Here is a 9,691-nt window from a genome sequence, read left to right as displayed (position 1 = left end):
AATCTGTTATATCTGACGGATAAGAACGTCTCTTCATAAAACTGTCATAAAAACTTATTCCATAGTTTTATAACCACAAATCTGTGCCGCCTAATTTCTTTATCTTTTCTTTACAAACAGTCTCTTATAACAATAAAGCTATCTCTTGTCTTGTTGAGAGAGGATGCTCTCCGATCAAAAAAGTTCTAGATAATGCAACGGTTAGTTTAAAACTTCTGGAAAATCACGCTCAGAAAAGTGAAACAGATGCTAGGTCTGAAACAGATAGGGCTAGAACTCAGCTTACAGAGTTTACAGATTATAGTAAGCGCACAATTGACCAGTTTATCGATGATGCTTGGGAGCCTTTTCTTGCTAGTAATTTCTGGAATAGTGTAAGAGTGGACTTAGTAAATTCTCCAGCAAAGAGAGCAGCACAAAGAATTGCTGATGAGGCATCTCTGAGTGGAATTTTACGTGATCTATTCATTGATCAACGGATTAATAGTATGATAGACATCGCTAACTTTACAATCCAAAACATTAATCATTTACCTTTCAAAAATGTAGAAGATATTCCTAAGATAGAATTATTAGCTGAGAGGTGTAAGTCAATATTCCTTGATGAATTTGAAGCTGAGTTTCAGACACAAACTATTGGTTGGTTCCAAGGTTTAAGTACTAATAAGAAGTACCAAGAAACAATATTTAGCCGAGTTACCACTGTTTTAGAGCTTCTTAAAGAGAAATGGGAGCAACTTGGACTTAAAGAAAATACATATCTAAAAAATCTGGATCAGCTAATTCCGGCCTTTAAGGGTGATTTTAATAGTGACTTCGATGAATACTTTACAGAAGACATTCAAAAAGAAATGCAAAGTATTATGAATGAGCGTTACTTAACACTTTTCATGGCTTATGTCAATGGTGTTGGTATTGGTGCTAGTATTGGTGCTGCCTTGGTTGGTTTGGAGATTGTTGCTGTTGGCTTCGGTACTATTGTTGGAATTGTAGTCTTTGTTGTGATAAGTATTTTAAGCACAGTGGCAAGAAACAAAACTGAATACATATCTAAGCTTGAGAAGAGTTTGATTTCAAATATTGATGAAGAAATCAAAAGACAACAGCCTGAAATTCTTAATAGTTTGGAGGAGAAGCTTTCGCTTATTAAAAATTTTTATTCAGTAGCCCTTTCTAATTCTCTGGACAAGATGCAAGAAAAACTAGAGAGTCGGATCAAAATTTCCCAAGATAACCTTATGATGGCTAAGGAAGAAAGGCAAGAGTTGGCACAAAAAGCTAGTGATTTTATAGTCAATGATATAGAGCCACTCACTGCTGAAATTAGTCAATTTGAATATTCAGTTCGTGAAGTATGGGACTCTGAATCTGCTTAAACACTTTGATTAAACTAAAAGATTGTTTCGGGAAAACATCTGGTACTGTTGCCAAGAAAGGCAATATAAAAATATATTTGCTGAGATCATTGCCATCCTAATTTCATGCCAAGAGAATGATCCCATGTTTCATCGAAACTCTACAAAAAACCGTGAGAAAAAACTACTCTTCTCACGGTTTTGAGATAAATTAAAACGAATAATTAAACTTGAGCAGGAACTTGTTCTGCTGCGGTAATTTTTTCGTAAGTTTCTCTCATTTTTAACCCAACTAAAACTTGGAATAAACCGGTTCCATTGGTAGAACCAGGATAATCTTTATGTTGTAGTAAAAGTTCGGTCATCTCACCATAATATTTGGTTCCAGTTTTACTGAGATGACTTTCGATGTAGATCATTTCTTCAAGGTTATCGAATTGACCATCTACTTCTAACATAGAGACCTCATTACCCATGAAGTTGTCGGGACCATAGTACATCTTGATACCAGGATAAGCACAAGTTAATTTACGTCCACAGGGCCGCCAATCAATGGTAGAACCTTCATCGAATAAGTAAGCGGGTTCAAAATTAGCAATACCTTCTTTTTGAACCAGACGAACTCGTAATAACTTGCTTTCGTGGTCTTCAATTAACTGAGTAGGTAAGACTTGAATTACCACATCAGCGTGTTGTTTTTGGGGTTCGATGTAAGCACTAAAGTCAGGTTTTCTAGCGTTGATAGAGGCTAATACATCTTCATAGGTGTGTCCTCTTTCAGCCATATCCCGTTGAATTTTCCAGTTGATTTTAACTTCATCACTGATATCGAGATAAACCCCAAAATCAACTAATTCACGGACTCTTTCATCAAATAAAGGGTGTAATCCTTCAATAACAACAACCTTATTAGGTTCAATGCGTTCAGGAGGATCTAGTTCTCCAGTTTCGTGATTATAAATGGGTTTATCAATAGCTTGACCTGATTTTAAAGCTTTAATTTGCTCATACATCAGATCAAAGTTGTTCGCTTTGGGGTTTAAGGCCGTTACACCAGCAGCTTTTCTTCCCTTACGATCTAAACTGTGATAGTCATCTAAACAGATGACAGTCATAAACTCTTCACCAAATAAATCGGTTAAACGACGTAAAAAAGTAGATTTACCGCAACCGGAGTCTCCGGCAACTGCAATAAGAACCACGCGATCTAAATTTGTGGTCATAATTTCCCTCTAAATGCAAAACAGAATTGTTAACCCGGTTTCGTTACCTTGTGATTAAAGTCTCCCATAAAGGGAGCAAAATTGGTCAATAATTGGATAAAATTTTTTGCAGAGTCGTGACTCTATTTTTTTCAGCCCAAAGTTGACCGAATCTTAGCAAGATCCAGATACGTATTAAATACTGACAATGGATTTTACCAGACCGACATCACTCTTCACAAGAGGCAAAGAACTTTTCATCAATTAATATTTTCCAAACCGTTCTTGGAAAAAAATATAAAACTGACGCAAGTTTAACAGATTTTTAGGGATAATTTGGTTATGCTCTATAAACGCACTGGTCTGATTTAAGGTTTCCCTCCTGATTAAGCCATTAATAGCAGTGTATTGAAGATTACCAGCCGATGGTAGGCTAAATAGAGCAGTTATGATGTGCAAAATAATTTTTAGGAGAGATCGATGTACAGTTCAGCCGTAGCAGCAACTTCTGGCCAGACAACAGCATACGGAAGCCGTTTGTTTGTCTATGAAGTGGTGGGGTTAAGTCAAAATACAGACAATGACAGTCTTAACTATCCCATTCGTCGTAGTGGTAGCGTCTTTATCACCGTTCCCTATGCACGGATGAATCAGGAAATGCGTCGTATTACCCGTATGGGTGGTCGTATTGTCAGTATCAATCCTTTGGATGCCGAAACCCCTTTAAAGTCCACTTCTACCCCTTCTGGTGGGTCTGGAGTTGCTCAACCACAACAAAGCAACCAAAAGGAAGCAAAAAGTAAACCTATGACTCAAGCGAAAAAGAAAGTTCCTGTTAATATTTATAAGCCCAAAAATCCCTATATTGGCAAATGTGTCGAAAATTATGCCTTAGTTGCTGAAGGTGGTAGTGGTGTTGTTCAACACTTGACTTTTGATATTTCTGGTGGGGATCTCCACTATTTGGAAGGACAAAGTATCGGTATTGTTCCTCCTGGAACCGATGATAAGGGTAAACCCCATAAGTTAAGACTCTACTCTATTGCTTCTACCCGTCATGGAGATAAAGTAGATGATAAGACTGTTTCTCTATGTGTTCGTCAGTTAGAATACGAACACCCTGAAACCAAGGAAACCGTTTATGGTGTTTGTTCCACCCATCTCTGTAATCTGGAAGTGGGTGCAGATGTAGCTATTACCGGTCCTGTAGGGAAGGAAATGTTACTTCCTGATGATGAAGATGCTACCATCGTTATGTTAGCTACTGGAACAGGAATTGCTCCTTTCCGTTCTTTCTTATGGCGGATGTTCTATGAGCAGCACGAAGATTATAAGTTCAAGGGTAAAGCTTGGTTAATCTTTGGCGTTCCTTACAGTGCAAATATTCTCTACAAAGAGCAGTTAGAAGAACTTGAAGCTAAGTATCCTGATAACTTTGAGTTAACCTGCGCTATCAGTCGGGAACAGAAAAATAGCGAAGGCGGTAAGATGTATATTCAACACCGTGTAGCTGAACAAGCTGAGAAGTTATGGACTATGTTACAAGATCCTAAGACTCACCTCTATATGTGTGGACTTAAAGGGATGGAAAGCGGTATCCAAGAAGGTTTAAGTCCTTTTGCCGCTCAACAAGGTGTAGAATGGTCTGATTTTGTCAAGAAGTTGAAAAAAGAACACCGTTGGCACGTTGAAGTTTACTAAATTTCAACCTTATCTCCAATATTGCAACAAAGGGTGGGTAAGTCTCACCCTTTTTTTTATCTAAAATAGACTTTTGATGATCTTAAAATTTCTAGATTGTCCTATCTTATTTTTGGGGTTGACAAAAAAGAAACTCCTAAAAAAGCCAACGTCGTGAGAATTTTCTCTAACTAACAATAGTTTATTTTTATCTTTTTTGGTTGCGATTGTTCCACATCTCATCTAAAATATTTTCAAAAACATCCTCAAATCTAAATTTTGGATTTAACCACCTCCAATTATATAATGCTGAGTATATTTGTGATCAAGGAATTTGAAGAGTTATTTGATATGATTACAAATATATTAAAGATAAATTAATTAATTACATAAACAAAATCCCCCCAACGGGAGGAAATGATGACTTACTTTGATTATTTAATCTATCTTAATTCACAGGAATCACGATAACACCAGCGTAGCAAGGTAACACCAATAACAAACTTAACTGCTTCTAATATCCAATAACTCCAATGAAGGGGAATCATAATAGAAGGCATAGTGTTCGTTGCGGAAAAAGCATTAATTTCTAACCCAAAACCACTTAATTCTGGGGTTAAAAAATAAGTGTAAATTAAAGCAATACCGAGTAAAACACTTGCTAAAATGATTGACCAACGTTCCTGAAGATGAATAAGAAGATGATGGCGACGGAAAATTAAAAATCCCGTTAAAACAAGGGCTGCACACACTAATTCAATACGGTTAAATAATCCAAAAATAATAAAACCTACACTAGCGAAACCACCCTGATTCATCATACCTGATAAGGATAAACCAGGAATAACAACACAATCAAGAAGAATACTACTACTTAGCCAGAAACCTAAAGCAAACATAACAACGGTTGTCCAGCTAAGAAACTTCCAGCGACGATTAGATAAAGTGTTCATAATTAGGATCGGCTCCTTTACTGACCTATCTATATTATTGGAATAAATGATTGATAATTCACAGGTTTTGATAAATTTCTTTACTTAACAAAAATATAAACTAACATTGAATTAAACATTAAAAAATCAATGTTCCCCAAGGTGATACTACTGAGTTGAGAAGATTAATATAGGTTAGAAATGTAATTAAGAAAAAATTAAATTCTCAATTCTCCATTCTTTTTTAATATCTTACTCTAGGATCGAGAAAACCATAAGTTAGGTCAGCAATAACATTAAAAATAACAATTAAAATGCCATAAATAAAGGTAATAGCCATCACTACAGGGGTGTCACTTCTTTGGATTGAATCGATTAATAATGCGCCAATTCCTGGGACTCTAAATATTTGTTCTGTGACTAATGCACCAGTAAAAATAGTAGGAATATCTAGGGCAATTAATGTTATAACTGGGATTAAAGCATTACGAATAATATGGTTTTTTAGTATAGCAAAACTGTTGAGTCCTTTTGCTTGTGCTGTGCGAACATAATCATGGGTTAATTCGTCTAAAATAGCGGAACGAATGAAGCGCATTAAGACAGCAGATTGATACAATGCTAAGACAGTAATGGGCATTATAGACTGTTTTATTTGTTCAATAAAAGTCGATAAATTAGTAATTTGTAGGGTGCTATTATAAATGAAAGGAAACCAGTTTAATTGCACACTAAAAATAACAATTAATAATAATCCTGTTAAAAAAGTTGGTAAGGAATAACCTAAAAAAGCAAAGCTGGTGATTATTTGATCTAATAAAGAATAGCGTTTAATAGCAGAAATTATGCCTAAAGGAAAAGCAATTAAAACACTAAATATATAAGCTGTTCCTACTACCCATAAGGTTGTTGGCAGACGTTGTAAAATGAGTTCTAATACAGGACTTCTACTGGTAAAAGAATAGCCTAAATCTCCCTTGATGAAGGCCAAAAACCATTTAATATAACGGATATGAATGGGTTGATCTAGTCCCAAAGTTTTGCGGATATTTTCTCTAACTTCTTCGGTAATAGAAGGGTTAGAGGCGAATTCTCCGAGGGGATCTCCTGGTGCTAATGCTAAGATAGTAAAGAGGACTAAACTAATAGCAATTAGGGTAGGAATAGCGATTAATAAGCGTTTAATTAGGTATTGAGTCATTTAATAATGGACAATGGATAATGAACAATGGATAATGAAAAAAATATTAATACTACATTCTAAATTCCTAATTTGTCATTCCGAGGTACGAAGAATCTCCTTAATAGTAAAGTCAGTATCACTATCTTAATAATAACTTGAGTAGCTTTTATTCTATTATATCTTGAAAGTTTAATCACTGATAATTAACCTATCCCTTAACAATATTTAGTCATCTTCTTTCCACATCTCATCTAAAACATCTTCAAAAACACTGTCAAATATAATTTCTGGATTATTCCATCTATCTATACTTTGTAGAGTCAATGTTTCTAATAAAAGACTATTAATGATTGGATAAATCTGATTATGATTAACAATATTAGTTTTATTTATGGATATAAAATTATCTATTTTATTTAGCAAATTATTCATTTTTCTTAACAAATCACCCAATTTTATGGATTCTAATAAAGACAAATTTGTTAATTCATTATTCGTATTCTGTAGACTTGTTCTGAAATGATTGAGTTTATTTTTTAACAAATATGTTTTATCTATTGAATATCGTAAATTTACTTTTAATGTATTCATTTGGTCTGGGGTTAATCTACTGGCTAAACGATTTGGTAATCCCTCAATTTGTTGTTTTAGACTTTGAAGTTGTCGTCGTTCATTATTCGTATCCCTTGTTATTTCTGTTCTTATATTGTTTAAAACATTCTGTTGCTTAGGTAGTGTATCTGCCTGAGTTAGATTATCTAGTTTAAGTTTAAGATTATTGAATAAATTTTCAAGTCGTTGGAGGGAGGTTTGTAATTGCGTTCTCAGATCATTTATATTTGTCTGGTCTAAAGGTGTTATTGGTAATTTTCGTTTTAACCAGTTTATGAACCATTGTGGTAGTGGCAAATTTAGTAAATGGATAAAATTCCTTATCTTATTTTTATCTGAAAAAAATTTTTTGTTTAATAGTCGTTTGTCATGTAGTCTTGTATTAACTTTTCTTTTCGGGCGTATATCAGTTATAAAATCACACCAAAATCTCAATCTTGCGAAGAAAATTTTAAAACATTTTCTCACACTAAAGTGCCAATTTCTGTCTCTTTGTAATTGAGGTTCATTAAGACTTGCAACATAAATAGTTTTTTGCAATAAAACTATGAAAAAAACTACAGATAAAACAAATGGTGTTAGCCAAAGTACCCATGCCGATGGTTTAGGTGAAATTTTTGATATTATCATCAGAATTGAAATTATAAGTATGACTATTATTCTAGTTACTCTATGTAACACAAAAAGTACAAATAATAATAATAATAATAATACTACTACTACTATTTTCGATACCGATGATTCTAAAAATTGTAAAATCTTTTGATAAAATTTTAAAATCTCTTGAGAAACGTCAAAAGTAATCAGTTGGTACTTATAACATAAAAAGAATCCTCCTATTAAAGAAATCCCTATAATAAAAGAAAATAGCCAGAAAATTAAATTAACATCTAAAGGTTCTAGATATCTATTATCTTTTTTTATGTAATTTTCCCAAGATATGTGAGTTAAATGATCTTTGTATTTTATTTCTTTTGTATCAAAATTTAGATATGTAGCTTTCTCTTGGCTTAGTTTTATTAGTTTTTTTTCTATCCTATTACTTATATATCTACCAATCATTTTATTTTTTCGTATTGAATATAGCGATCGGTATATTAAGTATAAACAAAGAGAGGGAATTAGCCAATTTATAACAACAAGACTTGGGAAAATCCCTCCGTCTTTAATTTCTTCAAAATCGGTTTTTCTGGTAATCGTAAATCTCGGTTGATCATTATTTGTTATGGTTGGATTGTTAATAACTAATTTTTTCCCAATTTGTACGGATCTATCGGGTGAAACAGGAGTTTCAATAATGGTTATAGGTTCGGCTATTTCTATATCTTCCTCTGTCAAAAAACCAGCTAATGGAGCTAAACCTAATGATGCTATCGTAAATATAGCAGCTAAACCTAATAAGATAAGTTGGCTAACTTCTGAAGCATTTTGTAATATTTCAGCCCGCAAAGCCTCATATTCTTTTAAAGTGAGTTCTATTGCTTTATCTATGTTTAATACATCGAAAAATTTTCGACGATTAAATTCTGCTAATAATTTCTCGCATATTTGATCTACTCTTTCATCATTGTTTATTCTTGTGTCAGCTATTAATTTTTGCTTTGTTTGACTAATTATCGCACTTATTTCTTTTTCTCCTATCTCAAATAACCATTGTTCAATACGTCCTTGTATTATGTATTGATAGGCTAAAGTTTTGTTGGCTTTACATAAGTCAATTAATTCCTCTATACAATAAGCATATAAATTATTGGTAGGATCAAATTCAAATTGTTTTGCCATTTCTAGATTAGTGATTCTAAAAAAATGATGATTCAGTAATTATACAATGCTTAGGATACTTTTGAGCAAATAGGACTAAAACTTCTTTTTTGTTCTTACAACTATATCACCACCCATTATGATTAAGATGTTATTGAGAGTCCTTATCCTTCGGAATGACAATTAACTCAGATAGATTTCCTCGTTCCTCACAATGACAATTAAAAATACAAAAATCCTACTATTTTCAATCTGCAAAAAAATAGTAGGAATAATATATTAGTCTGTTACAGTGATGAGAAAATGCGCTTAAAAATCAATCATTATCTACTCTGGATAATTCAAATTGAACATTAGATAAATAATTTGAGTTATTAAGGGCTTCAGAAGATAAACGCCCTTCTTCAATGGCAGCCTTAACTAAAGATTCAGCATTAACTCTACCAGATTTAATGCCTAAACTAAAGCGAACATAACCTGGAATTCCTTGCTCACTAAAAGTACCACCTCTACCATGACTAACTAAATTAACGGGAGATAAATAAGCAGTATTATTTTGTTCAATACTAGACCTAACTGCTACTGTTTCAGTTGCATTAATAGGAGCGAAAAAACCACCTAAAACAAGAGAAGATAAACCAGCAATAACTAAACCTTTCATAATTAATAACTCCGTTGCTTTGTTTTGTTATTATTAGTATGGGAGCCTTCCCTGAAAAGCATATTATTAAATTCTGAGTTAAGAATAAGAGTTTATTAAGTTATCTGAGAATATTTTAACAACAAGAAAAATCCTACTATTTAAAATTTGCAAAAAATAGTAGGATTTAAATTAATAGGGATATTAGTCTATTACAGTGATGGGCAAATGAAGTTAAAAATTAATCATTATCTACTCTAGATAATTCAAATTGAACATTAGATAAATAATTTGAGTTATTAAGGGCTTCAGAAGATAAACGCCCT

The 9,691-nt window shown here is 33.2% G+C and carries 7 protein-coding genes; 2 read left to right on the top strand and 5 right to left on the bottom strand.

Annotated elements, in window-relative coordinates:
- The first annotated feature begins 83 nt into the window (after positions 1 to 83).
- Complete coding sequence (locus tag QNJ66_RS24665; protein WP_300511304.1) at positions 84 to 1,376, top strand: hypothetical protein; 1,293 nt, start codon at positions 84 to 86, stop codon at positions 1,374 to 1,376.
- A 203-nt stretch (positions 1,377 to 1,579) separates the two neighbouring features.
- Here QNJ66_RS24665 and QNJ66_RS24660 read toward each other — a convergent pair whose 3' ends face one another.
- The gene (locus QNJ66_RS24660) at positions 1,580 to 2,578 is read right to left on the bottom strand and encodes a phosphoribulokinase (RefSeq protein ID WP_300511303.1); all 999 of its coding nucleotides are present in this window, start codon (positions 2,576 to 2,578) and stop codon (positions 1,580 to 1,582) included.
- Between the two features lie 459 nt (positions 2,579 to 3,037).
- Between QNJ66_RS24660 and petH the strand changes: the two genes are divergently transcribed.
- The gene (gene petH / locus QNJ66_RS24655) at positions 3,038 to 4,258 is read left to right on the top strand and encodes a ferredoxin--NADP reductase (RefSeq protein ID WP_300511302.1); all 1,221 of its coding nucleotides are present in this window, start codon (positions 3,038 to 3,040) and stop codon (positions 4,256 to 4,258) included.
- A 422-nt stretch (positions 4,259 to 4,680) separates the two neighbouring features.
- On the opposite strand, the gene QNJ66_RS24650 is transcribed toward petH, so the two are convergent.
- From QNJ66_RS24650 to QNJ66_RS24635, 4 genes are all read right to left on the bottom strand, one after another.
- Positions 4,681 to 5,190: a hypothetical protein gene (locus tag QNJ66_RS24650; protein WP_300511301.1), complete on the bottom strand. Its 510-nt coding sequence runs from the start codon at positions 5,188 to 5,190 to the stop codon at positions 4,681 to 4,683.
- 223 nt (positions 5,191 to 5,413) lie between these two features.
- Entirely contained in the window at positions 5,414 to 6,370 is a 957-nt protein-coding gene (locus tag QNJ66_RS24645; protein ID WP_300511300.1) for an ABC transporter permease, read from the bottom strand.
- A 207-nt stretch (positions 6,371 to 6,577) separates the two neighbouring features.
- Positions 6,578 to 8,746 (bottom strand): hypothetical protein, encoded by a 2,169-nt coding sequence (locus QNJ66_RS24640; protein ID WP_300511299.1) that lies wholly within the window; start codon positions 8,744 to 8,746, stop codon positions 6,578 to 6,580.
- Between the two features lie 295 nt (positions 8,747 to 9,041).
- Positions 9,042 to 9,386 (bottom strand): hypothetical protein, encoded by a 345-nt coding sequence (locus QNJ66_RS24635; protein ID WP_300511298.1) that lies wholly within the window; start codon positions 9,384 to 9,386, stop codon positions 9,042 to 9,044.
- Between the last annotated feature and the right edge of the window lie 305 nt (positions 9,387 to 9,691).

This window comes from Crocosphaera sp., from assembly GCF_030064895.1.
In the GTDB taxonomy this organism is placed as follows: domain Bacteria; phylum Cyanobacteriota; class Cyanobacteriia; order Cyanobacteriales; family Microcystaceae; genus Crocosphaera.
The sequence above is the reverse complement of the archived record's forward strand: the minus strand, read 5'-3'. Positions and strand labels throughout refer to the sequence as shown.